This window comes from Arenicella sp. 4NH20-0111 (genome assembly GCF_040366405.1).
Taxonomy (GTDB): Bacteria; Pseudomonadota; Gammaproteobacteria; order Arenicellales; family Arenicellaceae; genus Arenicella.
This window is the reverse complement of the sequence record NZ_BAABWF010000016.1, coordinates 1-19328: the sequence shown is the minus strand read 5'-3', so window position 1 is coordinate 19328 and position 19328 is coordinate 1. Positions and strand designations below refer to the sequence as shown.

The 19328-nt window shown below is 44.9% G+C and carries 22 protein-coding genes; 3 read left to right on the top strand and 19 right to left on the bottom strand.

The features are described 5' to 3' along the window. Positions 1-91: 91 nt before the first annotated feature. Positions 92-2380 (bottom strand): TonB-dependent siderophore receptor, encoded by a 2289-nt coding sequence (locus ABWW54_RS19705; protein WP_353414896.1) that lies wholly within the window; start codon positions 2378-2380, stop codon positions 92-94. A gap of 276 nt (positions 2381-2656) precedes the next feature. Here ABWW54_RS19705 and ABWW54_RS19700 point away from each other — a divergent pair, with 276 nt between their 5' ends. From ABWW54_RS19700 to ABWW54_RS19690, 3 genes are all read left to right on the top strand, one after another. After that, complete coding sequence (locus tag ABWW54_RS19700; protein WP_353414895.1) at positions 2657-3661, top strand: LacI family DNA-binding transcriptional regulator; 1005 nt, start codon at positions 2657-2659, stop codon at positions 3659-3661. A gap of 138 nt (positions 3662-3799) precedes the next feature. After that, positions 3800-4162 (top strand): BlaI/MecI/CopY family transcriptional regulator, encoded by a 363-nt coding sequence (locus tag ABWW54_RS19695; protein ID WP_353414894.1) that lies wholly within the window; start codon positions 3800-3802, stop codon positions 4160-4162. Beyond that, positions 4162-5727 carry a M56 family metallopeptidase gene (locus ABWW54_RS19690; RefSeq protein ID WP_353414893.1) on the top strand — a complete coding sequence of 522 codons (1566 nt, stop codon included), beginning with the start codon at positions 4162-4164 and terminating at the stop codon, positions 5725-5727. Before ABWW54_RS19695 ends, ABWW54_RS19690 begins: the two co-directional genes overlap by 1 nt. A 67-nt stretch (positions 5728-5794) precedes the next feature. Here the strand turns inward: ABWW54_RS19690 and ABWW54_RS19685 are convergent, their stop codons facing one another. The 18 genes from ABWW54_RS19685 to ABWW54_RS19600 form a co-directional block, all read right to left on the bottom strand. Next, positions 5795-6496, bottom strand: coding sequence for a response regulator transcription factor (locus tag ABWW54_RS19685; protein WP_353414891.1), 702 nt, complete (start codon positions 6494-6496; stop codon positions 5795-5797). Next, the gene (locus tag ABWW54_RS19680) at positions 6493-8187 is read right to left on the bottom strand and encodes a sensor histidine kinase (RefSeq protein ID WP_353414890.1); all 1695 of its coding nucleotides are present in this window, start codon (positions 8185-8187) and stop codon (positions 6493-6495) included. Before ABWW54_RS19680 ends, ABWW54_RS19685 begins: the two co-directional genes overlap by 4 nt. Positions 8188-8306: 119 nt before the next feature. Then, a complete protein-coding gene (locus ABWW54_RS19675) occupies positions 8307-9644 on the bottom strand; it encodes a vWA domain-containing protein (RefSeq protein ID WP_353414888.1) in 1338 nt (445 codons plus the stop codon). Positions 9645-9804: 160 nt separating this feature from the next. Further along, entirely contained in the window at positions 9805-10335 is a 531-nt protein-coding gene (locus tag ABWW54_RS19670) for a GNAT family N-acetyltransferase (protein WP_353414887.1), read from the bottom strand. 101 nt (positions 10336-10436) lie between these two features. Further along, on the bottom strand, positions 10437-11054 hold the full coding sequence (locus tag ABWW54_RS19665; protein ID WP_353414886.1) for a LysE family translocator: 618 nt from the start codon (positions 11052-11054) through the stop codon (positions 10437-10439). A gap of 41 nt (positions 11055-11095) precedes the next feature. Beyond that, entirely contained in the window at positions 11096-11311 is a 216-nt protein-coding gene (locus ABWW54_RS19660; protein WP_353414885.1) for a hypothetical protein, read from the bottom strand. 7 nt (positions 11312-11318) lie between these two features. Continuing rightward, positions 11319-12242, bottom strand: coding sequence for an AraC family transcriptional regulator (locus ABWW54_RS19655; protein WP_353414883.1), 924 nt, complete (start codon positions 12240-12242; stop codon positions 11319-11321). 77 nt (positions 12243-12319) lie between these two features. Beyond that, the gene (locus ABWW54_RS19650; protein WP_353414882.1) at positions 12320-12799 is read right to left on the bottom strand and encodes a GNAT family N-acetyltransferase; all 480 of its coding nucleotides are present in this window, start codon (positions 12797-12799) and stop codon (positions 12320-12322) included. Continuing rightward, on the bottom strand, positions 12780-13034 hold the full coding sequence (locus tag ABWW54_RS19645) for a hypothetical protein (RefSeq protein WP_353414881.1): 255 nt from the start codon (positions 13032-13034) through the stop codon (positions 12780-12782). The genes ABWW54_RS19650 and ABWW54_RS19645 overlap by 20 nt, the downstream gene beginning before the upstream one ends. Before the next feature lie 202 nt (positions 13035-13236). Continuing rightward, a complete protein-coding gene (locus ABWW54_RS19640; RefSeq protein WP_353414880.1) occupies positions 13237-13641 on the bottom strand; it encodes a DUF4177 domain-containing protein in 405 nt (134 codons plus the stop codon). A 188-nt stretch (positions 13642-13829) separates the two neighbouring features. Further along, on the bottom strand, positions 13830-14288 hold the full coding sequence (locus ABWW54_RS19635) for a GNAT family N-acetyltransferase (RefSeq protein WP_353414879.1): 459 nt from the start codon (positions 14286-14288) through the stop codon (positions 13830-13832). A 106-nt stretch (positions 14289-14394) separates the two neighbouring features. Continuing rightward, the gene (locus ABWW54_RS19630) at positions 14395-14820 is read right to left on the bottom strand and encodes a Dabb family protein (RefSeq protein WP_353414878.1); all 426 of its coding nucleotides are present in this window, start codon (positions 14818-14820) and stop codon (positions 14395-14397) included. A 181-nt stretch (positions 14821-15001) separates the two neighbouring features. Further along, the gene (locus tag ABWW54_RS19625) at positions 15002-16330 is read right to left on the bottom strand and encodes an aspartate aminotransferase family protein (RefSeq protein WP_353414877.1); all 1329 of its coding nucleotides are present in this window, start codon (positions 16328-16330) and stop codon (positions 15002-15004) included. A gap of 236 nt (positions 16331-16566) precedes the next feature. Continuing rightward, positions 16567-17049, bottom strand: a complete 483-nt coding sequence (locus tag ABWW54_RS19620) for a DUF3291 domain-containing protein (protein WP_353414876.1) — start codon at positions 17047-17049, stop codon at positions 16567-16569. 545 nt (positions 17050-17594) lie between these two features. After that, positions 17595-17945: a hypothetical protein gene (locus tag ABWW54_RS19615; RefSeq protein ID WP_353414874.1), complete on the bottom strand. Its 351-nt coding sequence runs from the start codon at positions 17943-17945 to the stop codon at positions 17595-17597. A 100-nt stretch (positions 17946-18045) separates the two neighbouring features. Further along, positions 18046-18384: a putative periplasmic lipoprotein gene (locus ABWW54_RS19610; RefSeq protein ID WP_353414873.1), complete on the bottom strand. Its 339-nt coding sequence runs from the start codon at positions 18382-18384 to the stop codon at positions 18046-18048. A gap of 115 nt (positions 18385-18499) precedes the next feature. Further along, the gene (locus ABWW54_RS19605) at positions 18500-18907 is read right to left on the bottom strand and encodes a DCC1-like thiol-disulfide oxidoreductase family protein (protein WP_353414872.1); all 408 of its coding nucleotides are present in this window, start codon (positions 18905-18907) and stop codon (positions 18500-18502) included. Positions 18908-18974: 67 nt separating this feature from the next. Beyond that, the coding region (locus ABWW54_RS19600; protein ID WP_353414870.1) for a hypothetical protein at positions 18975-19328 on the bottom strand (354 nt) is incomplete at its 5' end.

Genomic DNA, 19328 nt, shown 5'->3' with positions numbered 1-19328 from the left:
GCCTGCCACCTCACGCACTACTTAAAGGCCGACGTGAGGCAGCAAACTCTAAACGCAACACTCTAGTTATTGACGACTACTGGCTAGAGATCTAAAAGTCGTAACCAATACTGAGCTTAACTGACCGACCAAATATTGGACGACCATTTGGCGCTGATGGGTTTCTTGGGTCCCCTTCAGTAATGCCATCAGAATCGGTTATGTTGTCCCCATGCACTTGCAGAAATAGACCAGAATCGGCGCGAACAATGAGCCCTAAATCTATTTTTTCAAATGACGGCAGATCAACCGTATTGCCATTGTCCCCAAAGCGATCTCCAACGTAAGAGAACGTACCGTACACTGTGGCCTGATAACCAGACCCAAACTCAAAATCGTATTGCGGAGACAGCCTGATCTGAAAGTCAGGCTGACGTAACACGGTATTCCCTACGTTCCCATTAGTGGATGCCGTGATCTCAGCATCTTGAATCGTGGCTCCAAACACGGTCGTAAAGCGGTCGGACAGAAATATTTCACCTTCAAGCTCCAGCCCAACCGCGCGTGTCTCAAATGCGGAATTAGCCACTGAAGCACCGACCACTGAATTGAACGCATCCGTCTCATTATGGTACAAAGTCGCGTAGGCACGAACCTGCTCATTCGAGAATTTTATTCCGCCTTCCAATTGCTCTACTCCAAACACAGACTGAACACCGCTTCGAATTGAGTCAAAATGAGGCCAGCTAAATCCATCAGAATACCGAACAAAAAAGCCCAGTTCATCACTTACCCGATAATCGATAGCTGCCGTAGTGGCAACCTCATCACCATCAAGGCTTACGTCCAGATCTCTGACACCGTCAGGAAATCCCGGACCGGTATCCAACCGATACTCGACGTCGATCTCTTCATACCTTAAGCCAAGATCCAGGGTTAACTTCTCTGAGATGCTCCAAGTATCAGCTATGTACAGCGCAGACACATCAGCATTGCCCTCCGATGAAAGACCAAAAGCAAAACCAGCATTGCCGCCAGCGCTGGCAATATCACCAGGCGTAATTCCGGCTGACAGTGGAATCCCATTCTGACTGTTATGTACGGCAATCGGGTTGCCTAAGGTCCAAAAATCATCCGCGCTGAACGAGGACTGATACCACCCGAAGGTAACATCATGAGAGTCTGCGAAAGTCTTACTCAAACTCAAATCATTAGAAAATGAGTCAATGTCTTTTAATACCACCCAATGACCATAAGTCTGCGCGAATTGATCTCCAGTCAGTCTGTCACCTTGCTGTGTCATCACAGACCCGCCGATCACCTCTTCAAGAGCCGCCACGGAAACCGCCGACCCGGCCGGAACAAAGCCGAACGTATTGGCATCGCCAGAGACGTGATTAAAGTTATTTTTGATCTTAAAGCCCGCGCCCAGCTCAAAATCAATATTGATCCCTGAGACCAAACCATCCCAACCGCGTCCTTCTGAAAAGTCAAAGGTCTCTGTCGTTCCCGAGGGGGCTGTTTGTATTTCACGAAATCGAGTCGCATTGCCTAACTGTGAAAAAGTACCCAAATCACTTTCTCGATTGTTCAATGATATTGGCAGATACCATTGCCCATGATCGTCTGTGGCACGGGCATAGAAATTCACCTTACCGTTGTCGAACACCTTTGTAATCTGGCTTGAAAGTTGCCATCCTTCTTCCGAATCGAACTCAGCGTCGCGTATGCCGGGAGATTTACTCGCGTAGCCCCCGACCATATAGTACAACCCCTCACTTAGTCGGCCACTGACGAACCCGTCTACTCGCTGTAAGTCATAATCTGACGTGGAGTACTTAACCCGCCCTGTTGTTTCCTCGCCGCCCTCACGCAATTGAAAGTTAATCGTGGCACCCGGTTCGCCTTTCGCAAAGACGGCATTGGGACCCCCTCTTAAGGCCTCAACAGAGGCAACCGTTTCATCGACTCGGAAAAGTGTGCTTCCTTCAAAAAACGAGAGGCTATTGAACCCAAATAATGGTGACCCATTGACTGAAAATGAAGTGAACGGCGCATCACCACCGCCGGGCAGACCACGCACGTCGATATTTGCGCCAGCAACACCGCCTGAACTTTCCGCCCAGATACCGGGAACAGATTTAAGTAAGTCTGCCGTACTTTTAGGTTGAATCTTTTCAATCTGCTGATTGTTAATCGTAGTAACAGCAAAACTGACGTCATCTCGGCTCACGCCCTTACCACCGGCGGTCCCAATTATGATTAATTCTTCAATCTCTTGGGCTCCCGTATCGGGCGTACCTTGCGACTGGGCCATCACATTCGTACCCATCAACATCGTTGACAGCACGGCTAGGCAAACCGGGGTACGCGCTAGTCGTAAATTAGTGTATCTCATCATTTTCTCCTAAATCTCCAAAGTGACCATTATTAGTGTCAGCTATTCACCTGACTGAGTGCAGTATAAAAACAAATGAAATGCATTTCAATATATTTCTGAAATGCATTTCATAAATTGAATTAGAATATACTTGGTCCGCAACATTGTTGAAGAGGTCAAATAGGCCTCAAGGTTTCGGAGTTATATAAATGGCTGTCGTCTTCGCTTTAGCACGATTCTATCAAGCGAGTGTTAGCTAATAACTCGGTATCCCCTCTAACTTTCTGACTACGGCGTATGCGAAAAAAACAAATTACAATGGACGACGTAGCGCGTTTGGCAAACGTATCCAAACCCACCGTTTCCCGCGCGCTCAGTGGAAACCCAAACGTCACGGAACAAACCAGGGAAAAAGTGTTAGCCGTTGCCAGAGAGCACGGCTATGCGGTCAATAGAAACGCACGAAAGCTAAGAGAAAAACACACCAACACCGTCGCCGTCGTACTGGACTTCAGTTCTCACAGAAGAGATAGAATTTCAGACCCGTTTATTTATGAGTTATTGGCGGGTGTATCTGAAGCTCTGTCAGTCAGAAATCAAGATTTGCTGTTGTCCCCTCCCACTCTCACGAATGTGGACTCATACCGAGACCTCGTGATGAGTCGAGTTGTTGACGGTTTTATCATGTTAGGCCAAGGCGCAAATGATGCGCTATTTAGCGAACTCCATGAACTTAATGTTCCGTTAGTCGTATGGGGTGGCAAAACAGATGACACTGAATACTGCACCGTAGGAAGTGATAATTTCTTGGGTGGATATCTAGCCGGAGAACGATTCGTTACGAACAAATGCAAAGACGTTTTGTACGTCGGAAATTCAGAACACCTTGAATTAAGGCTTAGGCGTGATGGACTCAGAAAAGCGCTAAATACCGCTCACTACGACATTAAGTTTCGCGAACTTGAAATTGAAGACTTTTCGTTTAGCTCCCATTTTGAATCAATGGCGAGGCTTTTAAAGAAGTCGTCCGCTCCTGACGCAATATTCACCTACAGTGACACCGCTGGAATGGCCGTGATCAACGCCCTGAATGAACATGGCCTTGAGCCTATAAAAGATTATTTCCTCATCGGCTATAACGACATTGCGCAGGCATCTCACTTTTCGCCAAGACTGACCACCATCAGACAAGATACTTTTCTAGCCGGCTCTCTTTTGGTGGAAAAATTCATGTCGGTACTTAATAAAAATAACCCGACATCCAGCACCATTCCAACGGAGTTAATTGTCAGAGGGACCTAGGCAATTTTCACTTCCAACTTCCAAAACGTCAATTTATTACACAGATGTAAGATGCATTCGGTTGACACACAACGATTACAGGCGTAATCTTCATTTCGATTACAGACGTAATCTTAAATAACTCAGTGGAATCACAGCATGACAAACCGAGTGAGTGACTCAGAAAAAATTGTATTGGAGATACTGTGGCAGGAATCTCCTCTATCCAGCCAAGACGTAGTTCAGCGCTTAAGCGCTCACGATTGGACTGAAAAAACCGTTAAAACCTTTCTCAATCGCTTGGTTAAGAAAGACATTCTGGCGTTTCGTAAAGAAGGGCGCCGCTATTTCTATTCTCCTAAGGTAGAACGATCCGAGATATTAAGCGAAGAGAGCGATGGCTTTCTTAAAAGAGTATTTCAGGGCGACATGAAAGCCTTATTGGCCACTTTTGTGGAGAACAAACAGCTTTCCTCAGAAGAACTAAAGTACCTCAAAGATCTATTGGACGAGGAGCAATAATGGACATACTTTTTGATACTTTATGGCGCTTCAACGGCCATCTAAGCGCCCTGCTGTGTGCTGTGTTACTGGTGCGTTGGTTGTTACGTAAATCAGCCAAGATCTACAATGCTTATTTACTTTGGTTCTTCCTGCCACTTGCGCCGATCAGTGGGCTTCTCACCAGCCACGTGGTGTCCTATTTCGGTCAAACATCGGCGCTCAGAGACTTTGCCGCCCCAATTTTCCAACAACGTGGTGTGATAAATGACGTCTCCCCGATCTTGCAAAAATCGGTGATCGAACAAACCGTGAGTTCTACCAACTCATCGATTGCCATAAGCGCTACGAGCATGTTTATTCTGGCATGGGCTATCATTTGTCTGGCGCTGCTGATTAGGTTAGTGATTCAGCACATAAAACTAAGAAATCAGCTCAACTCACCCGAGTTCAATCGGCCTTTAAATCTCGAGTCAGAATGTGCATTTCCAATACAAGGCGTTTCTCAAGAGGGTTTCTCACCAGCGGTTTATGGTTTTTTCAGACCCAAGATCTACTTTCCAACCGCGCTGTTTCATGAACTCGATTCACAACAGCGTAGGTTGATTCTTCAACACGAAGTACAGCACATTAAGCAAGGACACCTTTGGTTAAATCTAGCCTGGGATATATTGGTCTGCTTCATGTGGTTTAACCCACTACTCTATTGGTCAAGGCACGCGTTTCGGCACGACCAAGAACTATTTTGCGACTATTTGGTCTTGCATAAAGCTGACCGGAATAGCCACAAGGCCTATGGCCATGCTCTCATTACGACCGTTTCTGCCACTCACTCGGTCAGTCTGCTGTGTTCCTGGAAAATGTTTAATCAACTAGAGGAACGAATTTTGAATATCAAATCCAATCACCCAACCCGTAAAAATGCTTTATTGTCATTATCAATAGCGTCACTGTTGGTCGTAAGCTCTTTGATCGCAATCGCGACCGCCGACGAACCGACTGAACCTGACCAAAAGGCGTCAAAGCCAAACAGCATCAGTATCGTAAAAATTAACACTGACGATAAAAAACAAATCACCATAAAGACCGATGATAAAACGTACCGCTCAGAAGATGGCGACAGCTTTATTATTGAAGGCGATGAACAACGCCAGCTCACAAGAGAAGAGGAAGAAAAGTTCGAAAAGCTAATTGAACAAAGCGTACGCTACGCAAGTTCGCGCGGTTCTGACCGAAGAGGTATTTTCGAGTTCGAAAATGTTCATTCGTTTACGTTCGATCACGATGGTGAGTTTGACATCGACGAGTTTGAAAAACGCTTCGAGAGCATGGAACCTATGCCCCCAATGCCTCCGGAAGACATCAAAATCATTACCATGATTGAAGGTTCAGATGGCACACAACGAAAAATTGAACGTGCACTAGAGCGCGCCCACCACTCTGAAAGAGCAGCCGTAAAAAAGGCTCGAAAGAAATTGGCTAAAACACATAAGGAATTAGAAAAACAACACGCTGCCCTAGCCAAGAAAAGAGAATTGGCCCACCAACAACTAAAGGAACTTCGAGAGCTTTCTGAGGCACATTAATTTATCCATCCGCTGAGGATCACAATATCCAAGTCGGCGTTCGTCGACTTGAGATTGAGTTATTCCATCAACCTGTTTCGTAACGATACCCAACACCATGCACGGTGCGTATCAGTGAAGGTGATTTGGGGTCAGGTTCCACCAACTTTCGTAACTGCGATATATGCTGATCTAATGTGCGGCTACTCGGCATGTAATCACGCCCCCAGCATTGATTAAACAGTTCATCACGAGTCACTACCTTATTACGATTACGAAAAAGATAGCTAAGGATAGAGCAATCCCTTAGGCTTAAATCAAAGGTGGCCTGCCCTCTTGATGCACGCAACTGCTCGGGGTCAACTTTTAGGTCATGCATCATGAACACTTGAGCAGGTTCTACTTGTGGCGTTCGAGCGATTGAATCACGCTTATATCGCCTAAATATTGCTCTAACGCGAGCAAGAACCTCATGCTTACCAAATGGTTTCATAAGGTAATCATCGGCCCCCAGTTCCAACCCTAGCACGCGATCTATTTCTTCGGATTTAGCACTGATAAACATGATCGCCGTCTGTTCATCGGATTGCCGAATCCTGCGGCAGACCGAATAACCGTCCTGCCCTGGCATCATAATATCCAGCAGCACCATATCTGGTTTAGCTTCTTGATACTTCACCCAGGCTTCGTTTCCATCTTGCGCTGCGATGCAATCAAACCCTTCGGTAGAAAGAATGTCCACCAGTCCGTCTCTAATCAACGCGTCATCTTCGGCAATGAGTAACTTCATTGAAACACCTCCGTCTTCAATGTCAGCTCAAAGCAAGCTCCTTGAATACTGTCGATTAGCGACAAGTCGCCCCCGTGAAGTCTGGCCAGGTCCCTGGCAATACTCAACCCAATTCCGGTGCCCGAAACACCCTCAATCAACGAGTCAGACCCCCGTTCAAAAGGTTCAAAGATCTTGGATCTTAGTGCGAGCGGAATTCCTTCTCCACGATCACTAACCAATACAGTCACGGTATTGCCAGAAAAAGAAGATACAACCTTCGCCAATCCTCCTTGGGCCGCATACTTTTCGACATTGCTGAACAAGTTATTTAGGATTTGCTCTAACAACTCAGCGTCTAACATCACCGTTTGAGAAATCGCTAGATCAGTCTCAACGTGAATTCCTTTGCTCTCGAACGCTGGCGCAAAGTTGTCCAATGTAAGTAAAATCAACTCATCTGGGGAAACAAGCGTTTTGTGCACGCTTATCTTTTGTTGCTGAGCTCTCGAAAAATTAAGCACGTTATTAATCAATCTGCTCAGCCGTTGACTCTCCGATGTCACCACCTTTGCAAACTTACTGACACGAGCTGGGTCAGAGTGTTCATCTTGATTAGCCTCGGTCTCTAACATATCGGCGTAGATGCAAATGTTGGTTAACGGTGTTTTCAGCTCATGCGAAACTTGATTAACAAAGCTGACGCGCTGTTCTGCGGTATGAATTTTTTGTTGGTATTCACGCCATACAAGACGCACCCCAATAAAAACCAAGGCTAATAAGCATAGAAACGAACTCAAGAACACAAACAATTTAAAATTAGTATTTGGGGTCGCCGGCGCAAAATACTCAAGACGCCAGCCGTCTAATGGGTAGGTCAACCACTCTTTAGATAGCGGGCTTTCCATCACGTCACCATCCAGATTATCTCGAACTAGATGTTCACCTGCCTGATAAATCGTGCGCTGGCGTTTATCCACTAAGCGTATAGTGGCATTCACCAACCCGCCAGCGTCCAGACTGGTTCCCAAGCGGACAATTAATTGCGACAGCCAATAAGCCGAAGACAGTTTTTGCCCAACCAACACATCACTAGACGTTCGATGCCACAAATACACATCCGTTGCCGTCCCCGTGTCCCAAGTTGTCCAGCCGGCTTCAACCCTGGGTGGCGTGTCTGAGCTATCACTGAGGGTGCTAGCAACCGTCTCATTTATATTTTTTGAACGATTGAGACTGGCAATAAGGCCCTCTCGGCGAGCCTCGTAACGATGACTGTTGATGAGGTCACTCGATGCACCGCTGCTTTGCCCGATGACATCCGCCTTTGATCGCAAGCGAAAAGCATTTGGATCGGACAACACCTCTGCGAACGACGTAACAAACTGCCTTTCAGCGTTGGAGTAAATAGCTGTGTCTTGTGGAAACACCAGTTCTCGATCCGAATTTAGTACAAAAACGTGATCTAAAAATGGATCAGTATTAATAACCTGACGAATCAACGTGATATTTTCATCGCTGATACTGTCGGCAATCTGTAAGAAAGACAAAGCAGTAATAGCGCTTTGCTCTAACTCATTGATAAACCCATGAACCACACCTTGCGCTTGCCGTAGCCGAGCATCGGCTAATTCACTTGCTTGGTGCTCGGCCACAATCCGGTCTTGAATCAGAGATCGCTGACCTAGCCATGCCAATAATATGAGAGGCAAAACCAAAATCAAAAAAAGTATAAATCGCGAACGAGTATTCAATGTGATATCAATTTGAGAGGAATGTAAAAAAAGCAGTGTGCTACCAGTCACTCCATGGTAGCACAGCTGTTTTTGCTTTAGTCTTTACGCTCTTGTTGCTTAGACCGCTTATACGTTTTGGCTTTAATCGACTTACGCGACTCATTCCAATCCTCGTCTTCGAGTACCACATCGGCTTCAGCCTTAGACTCAGCGCTTTGCCGAGATAGCTTGGGAGACGAAATAAGTTTCGCTGCCCTATCCAAATAACTGGCGTTAGAATCAAGCGTTTGTTTAGCTTCTTTGACTTTTCCTAAATCACGAAGCTCAAGCGCGCGTTGTGTCTCGACATTGGCGATTTGCTCTACCGCCGATTCATAGGCAACCTTATCGATGGCTCCTTTAACTCGTTCGTTATTATTAGAGAAAGTCACTGACACCAGATCGCTCTTCCTCTCACTTTTCTGGGTTGCCATGTTATTGTAAACAACATTGACAGCGGCAATTTGACGCTCACTGTTACTTTCCGCAGGCGGTACTTGGACCTCCAAGATAACGTAGTTTTGCTGCGAGCTGTACAACTGATTCACACGAGTGGTAACCCGTTGACCAATAATGGTGCTTTCACGCCCCACGACTCGGATTGGAATCACACCCTCATCGCAAATAATTTCAATATTAACGTCCTGTGCCACCACCGACATGGCGTCACCAAACTCTCGATCAAACACTCTAGCAAGGTCGGCTGAGTCTTTAACGAAATCATGGTTACCATCGCTGTAGTTCGCCAGCTGCGTCATCAAATCTTCGTTATAGCCCAAACCCAAGCCTATGGTAGAAACGCTCATGCCTTTCTTAGCCAACGCCTTCCCCAAGTCACCTAATTCCTTCGGACTGTCTGGGCCTACGTTCGCCATGCCATCAGACAGCAATACCACCCTGTTGACCTTTTCTTTATTCAGAAATCGACTTACTTGATCAGCACCGATGCTTGTACCGGCAAATAAGGCAGTACTGCCATTTGCTCTAATGGACTCGATCGCGTTATACAGACGACTCTTATCAGTAACTTGCGTTGCAGGCACCAATACACGCACAGCCGAATCATAGGTCACAATCGACACCACGTCCCGAGCCGAAAGCTTGCTGACAGCCATAATGGCGGCTTGCTTGGCTCTTTCGATTTTATCTCCGCTCATCGAAGAAGACTGGTCCAAGACCAGCGCCACGTTTAAAGGTGGGCGCTGCACTTCGTCACCCAGTTCAAAGCCAGTTAACGCAACGCGTAAGAAAGCCGTACCTTCAGTATTAGCCTGCATAATAGGAGTCGCCAAACCTGCATTTACGCTCACCGTCTTAGCGGCAGAAATTACGCTAAAGCTCAACGCAAGCGAAGTCACCACCGCCACCATAATCCGTTTAAAAAATGTACTCATATCGTCACCTTGTTTGTTGTATCTGTTCAATGACAGTGTGCCAATAGTGAAAAATTAGATGGTCAGAAAGCCATAAATACTTTGTAAAAAAAATGTAAAACAGTTCATTTAAGAATCAGTTTGGCAAACGGCGTCGATTCGTCTTACAACGCTTAGAACTCTATGCGTTGGTTAATGAGTACATGCACGCGTCGACAGAAACACCCTTAACCAGCAAACGGTTTTGTAAAACGCCTTCGTATTTAGCGCCCACCTTTTCCGCTACCCTCTGGCTTGGAAGATTTTCGGGCAGCGTCACTATTTCGATGCGAGAGAGCGCCAACTCGTCAAAACCATATCCAGATATCAATTTAGTGGCTTTCGCCGCAATACCCTTTCCCAGTGCGCTCTGCCCAACCCAATACCCAAGGTTAGCAATACGATGCGGCTTATTAATTTGATTGAGCGCAATACTGCCAAGCAGCTTCTGGCTTTCGCACTCATAAATAAGAAACGAATACTCCTCACCATTATCCCAGGCTGATTGACGGCTGAACACCCAATCTTGGGACTCTTGGACGCTGTATTGGGAATGGCACCACGGGAAAATCGCAGACAAATAGTCGGCGGACTCCAATACCAGTTGCTGGAATCCGATTACATCTTGATCGGCGAAGGTTCTAATACCCACACCCAGACCTTCAATTCTCATTCTCTGAAGCCATCTTAATAGTTAGTTGTCCCGGCAAGCTGCTCTGAACGCGTGCACTCCAATACATCGCAGTCTTGCCTATCTATTTGAATAACGTAGGGTCAAGCTTTCGCACGTAGAACATTTAGCCCAAGAGCGATGTATACCCCACCTGTTACCCTGTTAATCCAGTGTTGAGCCAGATTACTATTTCGAATGGTCGTTGAGAATGACGACGCAAAACAAGCAACCAGCAAACACCAAATCGTGCCGCCTAACACAAATGTAAAAGCAAGAAATAGGAGACTTGCCGAGACAGAATTTACATCGGCAAACTGAGGCAAAAACGCGATGAAAAATAGTGCTACCTTCGGATTTAGCACATTAGTAATCACGCCCTGAGAGTATATTTTTCTCAACTTAGTGGTTTCAAGGTTCGTGGAAGTGGGCAGCGATGATTCAGACATCAGCGTGGAAACACCCAAGTAAATCAAATACAAACCACCAACGATTTTAATCATCAAAAATAGTACCGGAGACGTCAAAATAATCAAAGACACTCCGGCAATCGCGAGTCCCGCGTGAAATAGCGCACCCGTACTTATGCCTAGCACTGAGACCACTCCAGCCATTCTACCCTGAGCAACACTTCTGGCGATGATGTATAGGGTGTCCTGCCCAGGTGTTATCCATAACAAGAAACTGGCGGCCAAAAAAAGCCCATAACTTTCTATATTCATATTTTTACTCTAAGGGTACGACGACCCAGTTTGTCTACTTTCTATGTCGGATTACCATCAAAGGAAAAACGGGCGTAGTCGTTGGTAATCAAAACACTGACACAAACAGCCCGCAGTTCCAAGAGCCATTTAATGGTGTTCAACCCAGATCCGAAGCCAAGCCGAAGCCAAGCCGAAGCCAAGCCGAAGCCAAGCCGATGCCAAGCCCCATCAACGGAGTATTTTACACCACTGATGGGCCATGAAGGCTTACTCAAAATGTTGTCACATTCCCTTAAGTTTTACATGGATTTCCATTTCAAGAAACCCGTCAACTCTGGCGTCGTTTAAGTAGTTTTCTAACATTGGAAAGTCATCTGGCTCGAACCCACTGTTGGGTAACCAATCCGAGTAAATACTAAGTTGCGCATTAATCGCTTCCTCTGGATCACCCTTAAAATACAGAACGGCGTACTTCCCAGCTGGAATTTCAAATGATGTAAACGGCGAATTAATTTGGATTTCATCAGCCACAACAATAGACGCGACATACCGGCATTTATCAACCGGCGTTACGGTTGGGTTATCGTACGCCAACGCAAACCGCGTTTGATTGTGTTCTGGTATGCCATTATTTGACGCCCACTCTATCAGTTTATCCCAAGCGGCGTATATTGCGTCAGGGGCGTAGCCACCATTTGATGCTAACGTGCATACTCTTTGGGAACCGAGTTCCCGTACCTTGATATTCATTTTTCTATCCTGTGAGTTATTATTGTTTATCACGTTATCTGTGATGCGTGCAGGATATAAATCAGATGGGGTAAAAACTTTTCCGTACTTGCTGGATACTTTTCCAATCTTGCTATTTTTTGCTTTATCAGGGTTTCTGATCTCTGACGGACTAAAGCCGAAGTGCCCTTTGATCGCTTTAGAAAAATTCGCGCTGGACGAATAACCTAAATCTAAGGCTATCTGGGTAATACTTAATTCTCGGTGAAAAACCAGATGGTTTACTGCTCTTTCGAGCCGTCTTCTGACGATGTAATCATTGACCGTCTCGCCCACGATTGCTGTAAAGATTCGATGAAAATGATAAACCGAAAAGTGACTAACGCTCGCCACGTCACTGAGCGAAATACGCTGATGCAAGTTATCTTCAATGAACCTGATAACACGTTCAATGCGTTTCTTATATTCAGTGTTCATGATTAGTTTGGAAAGTCACCGTAGAGTTATTGAAGCACCAACGTTACGTCATCAATATATAGCGCGTTGGTTTTATATCAACCGATGGCTCGCATATGGTATTCGTATTTATCTTCATCAACAATTTCAAAACCAAACTTTTCATACAACCGCACTGCCGGGTTTGCCTTCAACACAGACAACGTGATTCTCTTGCCTTTCCCTTCGCGCAAAATACGTTTAATGGCAACTGAACCAATCCCCTTTCCTTGATATTTGGGGTCAATCTGGATCTGAATTAGATCTAGATTTTGCTCATTAAGCTCGTATTTCACGTGCCCCACTTTATCGTTGTTAAAAACCACAAGATAGGAGCAATCAAATTTATGATTGAGCCTATCGACATGCTCTTCCTCAGTTAGAAACAAACCGGCTGATTCAAGGTGCTCGGTCATCGTGAGCTTCCTTAGCGTCAATAGATAATCCTTGTCTGACTCTGTTGCTTTAACAAACTTGAACAAATAAATAGGGTCGAGCGCGACCTTTTCTCTGGCTATATTAGATTCGTTCGGCTTCATAATAAGAGGTAGACTCTAATAGCCCCTCAGTGTATGAAACATCGACATTGGCATCTACTTCGCAAGAGCCGATCCTAGATCGTATTAATTTTCCAGAGTTGAGCCTTATATTGGCTACACCGGCAATAACCCCCTTTCCGCGCACAAAACAAAACGTTATTACTCCTCGACCAATCTCGTGCTTTTCACCACCATTATTTACTTTTTCTAATGCGTAAACCCCTGCAAATAACATTAAATACACGCCTGCTATAACAGCGTTTTTGAACACAACTGAACTTTTCAAGTAATTTAGGAAGCATGACATATCAGCACCATAGGAATTTCATGTCTAATTGTATGGCTATACCAGCCCAACTACCACTTGCTGGTAGTACTTTTGCACATTCTCATGCTCGCTATTACTCAGCTACCGTATCATCTATACGTAAATTTCGTCACTCAGACTTTTCTCGTTCAAAAACCGCAATCATTTTTTCAGATTGCCCCATATTCGAAGACGCAGGCATTACAATTTGATGTAATTTCCAGCCAAGGTTTCCCTGTTCATTCAGGACTTTATCGATGTCCGGTGTCCCTTGTTTTAAGATACCAAATTTGAACGGCATCTCAACGGTTTTGTATTCGTATTTTTTCACAGTGTGGGTTTCCTGGTGACTGAGGCTTTGAAGATCAATGTCCAACGCAGACGCCAGCGCTTTCTTAGACTGAAGGGAGGCCGATGACTTGGCCTCAACTCGTTGAATCGTTCTGAGGTTTAACCCTGATGCGATGGCCAGTTCCTCTTGGGACCATCCTCGCTCCAGTCTCAATTCAAGAATTAGTGCTGCATTAATTTTCATATATAGTTCTTAGCCATTGTTAAATAGGCAAAACGAGTATCAACCAGAATCCAAGACTCTTTTACGACTAATACACGAGAAAACCACGACACCTTACCGCCAGTTGCGTGGATCAGGGCTTTATGACCCTTGGTGCCACAACCGTGCCAATTCTTACCATCCCAAACAGACTGATTTAACCGTAACAACTAAGCATCGCCCCTCATTCTAAGAACCATGTCCACTCGATGCATGCCCGGGCCCCAACCATCTGGCGTTGTTTTTATCACTTGAGCCCCAAATTTCTTAAAGAAGGGAGCTGATTTGTGGCTTGCGGCAATGTTTACCCGACGATACGCCGAACGTTGAGACAACACCACAACCCTATCCATAATCAGAGAACCTATTCCGCTCCCTTGCACACCAGGATCCAATAAAATCCAGTTAAGAGCGCCAACGTCGCTGAACTGGCCAATTAAACCAAACGCTCCCACCAATCTATCCGCAATGGCACAGACTTGGTACTGAGATACGACCGAATCAAGGAATGTTGCATAATCTTCTCGTTCATTGGGCGCAAAAAATTGAGGGCAGTTTGCGTCAAACATATCAAGACAACACGGCCTATCGAGACTGCTATAGGGCCGAAATGTAATCGCCTCTTTCATAGCGGCCACTTAGCTAGCTCCTTATTAGTACCCACCTCACTGTTAGACTTACTCGCCATTAAGCACTGAACAATGGAAGTACTTAGGGTGATTTTCCTATCGAAGACTACAATGAATTGAACGCATCATAAACAACCACCTTGCTCCATAAATGCTGAGCATCTTCCACAAACTTTAGATGAACAGGCTCAGCTTGATACTTATCCTGATCTTCCTTAGTTTCAAAAGTCAGTATCAATGCGTAGGTATATGAACTGTCGACAACCTCACGTTCACTTGGTGCAACGGTACCGATAAACTTACTTTTAACGTACTGAGAACTATCAATAAACATACCCAAGTGCTCTTCAAAGGCTTTTCGATCGTCTTCGTTATCGGGATTTTTCAACCAAAAGTACACACTATGAAGAAACCCGCCTGGTTCAATAACGGTTTGCTTCCTTGGCTCCCCCGCTGACGCCGTGTTTATGAACAAAATCAATGAAGCGCACAATAAAAGCGCGCCTCCGAAATTAGTTTTATTGCTGAACATAGTATTAAGTCTCATTTTTATAATCAGGTACATAGCGCACAGAGTAGGAAATTATAGACAAAACGATACTGATTTCAGGTTTGCCTGTCACATCGTAAGATATTTCGTCTCGCATTGAGCACAAGGGCTACCGTAACTCGTTGTTCTCGACTCTAATTAAATTTAGCCCGCCAACCTTAGGTTATGTATTAGAAGCTAGCGCTTCAGCCATAGAAATATCGGCAATTTCTTCTAGCCAATCCAAATCAACCGATTGATGGGACTCACAAATGAACCAAGGTTCACGAGAATCGGGTTCTAACATAATGCCGTTTTTGATTAGATTCATGGCAAACTCAGTGTATAACGCACTGTTGGTTTGTTTCCAATCCCGGTAGTTGCTGGGAACAATGTCACCAAAATGAATGCCAAACATGGAATCAGGCCCGGCAAACCTATGCTCTATACCATGCTTTGTGAAAACGCGACTAAGCACCCGTTGGATATCCGCGCCAACCTTATTGATAGTGGCGTAGGCGTTTGTTTCATTCAGCACGGTTAAGGTGGCTTTTGCGGCCGTTAACGCAATGATGTTCGCGGTATACGTTCCTCCGTGAGTGACGCCTTTGCTGGAAAAATTAATCATGTCCATCACATCAGCGCGCCCGCCGAATGCTGCGACTGGATAACCATTGCCCATGGCTTTAGCGTAGGTGGTTAAGTCAGCCTTTATTCCATAAAGTTCTTGCGCGCCGCCTTTAGCCACTCTAAAACCTGTTTTAACTTCATCCAGGATTAATAAGGTGTCATTGGCGTCGCATATATCACGCAGCTTTTGCATGTACTCTTGACTTGACGCAATGCTTCCGCAGTTGCCCAAGATTGGCTCTATTACAATGGCCGCTATGTCATCTCCTACGCGTGCAAACACAGCATCAATGGCGTCAAAGCTGTTCAGAGGCACGGTTTCTAAATGTTCGCGGCTGGCCTCCGGAATTCCCACACCGAACGACGCTATTTCAGGCGCTTGGCCAGATTCTGCATCCCAATTATCCACGTCAGATTTCCACATCATTTCGTCGTATAACCCGTGAAAGCCCCCTTCAACCACCACAATTTTATTGCGACCAGTAAAGCCACGTGCCGTTCGCACAGCGCCGAGTACGGCTTCAGTTCCAGAGTTAGCAAAACGCATTTTCTCGATGTTGGGGCACATCTGCTTAACCAATTCGACGACCTCTGAATCAAGGTCCGTTGAAAAGCCAGAAATGGTCCCACGGTCAGTAATACCGCCAATCACGGCTTGGTCAATGCGGGCATCACGATAGCCCAAAATAATAGGGCCGTAAGCTAAACGAAAGTCGACGTAGGTTTGATCATCGGCATCGGTGATCGTACACCCGTCGCTAGACTTCACGAAAACCGTATTATCCTCTCCCCAATAGCGGTAACTATCAGCGACCCCCATTGGCATATTAGAATGAGACTGCTTCAATAGGCGGCTGGTATTCGGCTTAGCTGGATTGCTCATGGGTCGACTCTTAAAAATACGGATAAGATAAAATAGTTGCGCGCATAATACAGGGTCCCAAAGACCTTTGCATCCAGAGGCTATACACTGGAATAAATTATCAAACCGACCCTAAAACCTCACATGAGATTAAGGTTGCCATTCCAATTCGTTAACGCCGGTGTTCCTAAGTAACACCGCGTAAAAATACTTAGCCAGTAAGTTAGGTTCAGGTGTTTGTCGTCAGACCTAAATTTTTATGCGCATTCGTCAATTACAGGATTAATTACATCTGAATTTGGGGCCGGAAATGGGTTCTTAAAACTAAAGGCTTGCGCTGTGGGCCCTTGGCTAACTAACCATTCCAGTTTCGCCTTCGCTTCTTCTAGCGTGGGAGTATGCCCCTCTTCAATCCACCAAAGTACTAAATAAAAATCGATTTTGTCGAACCATTCATTTCTTCGACGCATTATCTCTCTGTGTTCTTTGTTTCGATACACAAAAGCGCCAAGAGCCTCTAGGCTTTTCCACACAGACATATTAGCGGCAACATTGGGATCATCAAATGCATTGACATCCAAGGCATTATTGCCCTCTCCGGTCAGACGCCAAACAAACCCCTCTTGGCTTTCGGCGATTGCATTAACCCGATCTAAATTATCTATAAAGTCACTGTTAACTGGGTGGTCTTGAGGTAACCGAAAACGAGCGATATTCAATTGCGCCAAATGATAATTCATAAACAACCTCTCAAATTTTGAAAATCCGGCAGGCTTAATAGCCGACGTGCCTTAGCACGACATAATGACCACGTGCCTTTAAACTCTTTAGGATTCATTGGCATAAAAAGTTTCTATGCTTATCTCTACAAGTTTTATACCCAAAAAAACCAAATGAAAGAGTAAACAGGAAAACACTGGGATGTTGCATACCAAATACATTTAGGCTTCCAAACAACAAGAGCAAACATAATAATAGCAGTACCGTTACATTAACCTTCTCTGCCTTTGTTTTTTTACGAAGAACAGGAAAAACAATCTGCGCACAAAAGATGCCAGGTAAAAACGCCTGAATAACGCTTAGAGTAATTAAAACGATAGTGACTGCAGCCGATGAATGTACTGGTAGATTAGACGTATTCAAATTCCACCCCAAATACACAAGGGCGGTTAAAGAGGTTAAAACGTAATAGCTCAGTTTCACTGCTTTTATTTTTTCGTAAATCTAATCAAGTGGGCACAGGCACGTGATACGCACCCAAGCGCGGCGGTAGTGTTTTGCCTGGTTAGTCGTCAAACGCATGCTTAACTTCTTTGGTTTGCAATAAACACAAGGTTACGACGCCCAAAACCGTGCCAAATGGAAACCCCAGTAACAACACGATAGACAGGATAGTCGCGGTTTTACGATTCCTACACTGGAAAAGCAAACGCCCCACCCAACAAGCTAACCCGAACAACAGCAGTCCGATTAGACCCAACGAGAGAGTTGGTATCCCATGCGCGCTAAAAATTGAAAAATTTGGATCAGATGAACCGACTTCGAGCACTTGCACAATTTTGACACCAACGAAAATAAGCATTCCAACGCCATAGAGAATGTAGCCAAAAGATACAAGGGACAATAATTTCTTCATGGTTTTACCGGATAGATAACGTCTTTAAAACGGGAGGAGGTTTCCGTTGAAAACGCGTCCGAGCCGAAGGCGTTTTTTTGAGGCTTATTACGTAACTTTTTTAACACATTAACGCCTGTCCTTTCACAGTTACTCCCGCAGAAGTTGCCTCATATTTTTGCATCAAAGCCGTATTTCCTGATACCTCAACGACTTTCTTTTTCAGCTCATCAATCGCTGAAATCAGAGTTCCTTCCGACTGCATTTTCGCTTTGATTTCTTCCTCCGATTTCGGAGGTTGGCCTTCGGAGAAAGGAGCGAAAGTTTCAATGCTCTGGATTAACGCGCAATCACCATTTTCTGAATCTATAACCGAAACTTTCATCCAATGATTTGTAGGAGAGCTGGCGCATCCAGCTAAGCAGAGAGCGAATGAGAATATAAATAGAGTGTTTTTCATAACTGATTTTAAATAGTGTTGGTGGTTCCCGCATATACCTAACGCCCAAGGTATGCGCGCGCGAAGGGCGCGTCCAGCCCGTAAGGCAAAATACCCTTTCTTGTTATTTGTCTTTTTAAAACTTGCTATTTTCATCTTTATCAAGGTTGTTGATTGTAGTTTTACCCAATAGTTTTAGAAGCGTATTCCTGAAAAAACGTAGCATTGGGTATAACACGCTGGAAACTTTCTTGGACTTGAACATCCAGTAGTTTAAGCGATTAAAAATCCCAGATTTGCTACTAATCAGAGCTAGAGCATGGATTGCATCTGTACCATAGTAAAACTGATCTCCCATTTTCAAAACCATCCCCTGATCAATATCGAGCCCCTTAGAGGTAATTTCATCCATAATTTCGCTGTTCTCACGAGCATCTACTATTTTCAACTTCCCCACCCTTTCTCGTATTCGAATTACCTGACAGTAATTGTTGCAAGCAGGGCACTCCTTATCATAGACCAATAGAATTTCTTCTTCGCTCATCAAAACCTCCTAGAACACATAACGCCCCGCGGATCCCATTTGTGGGCGGAGTGAATTGGGCAACTTGTTATTTGCTAGCATGGGATATCGGCAAATACACTGACAACAAAGACAATGAAAACCAAACACCTAAAGCGGTAATTAGTGACAATAATACGATAGTAGGTTTATGGCTACCTGCTATCTCAGATGATTTAACAAAACCAACCTTTACTATCGCGGGGATTACTAGAGTTAAAGCCCAAAATTTGTATGTTTTGATACATAATATTGCCAGCGCTGGCAGCGCAATACCCATATAAGCAAGCTGTTTTAGATAATTTGGCATCATGTGCAAACCTAAAAAATAAAAGGCCAAAGTTTCGATAGCTAGAACAAAATTCAATTTCGAATTAATCGATGAATAATTCATATAGGGCCC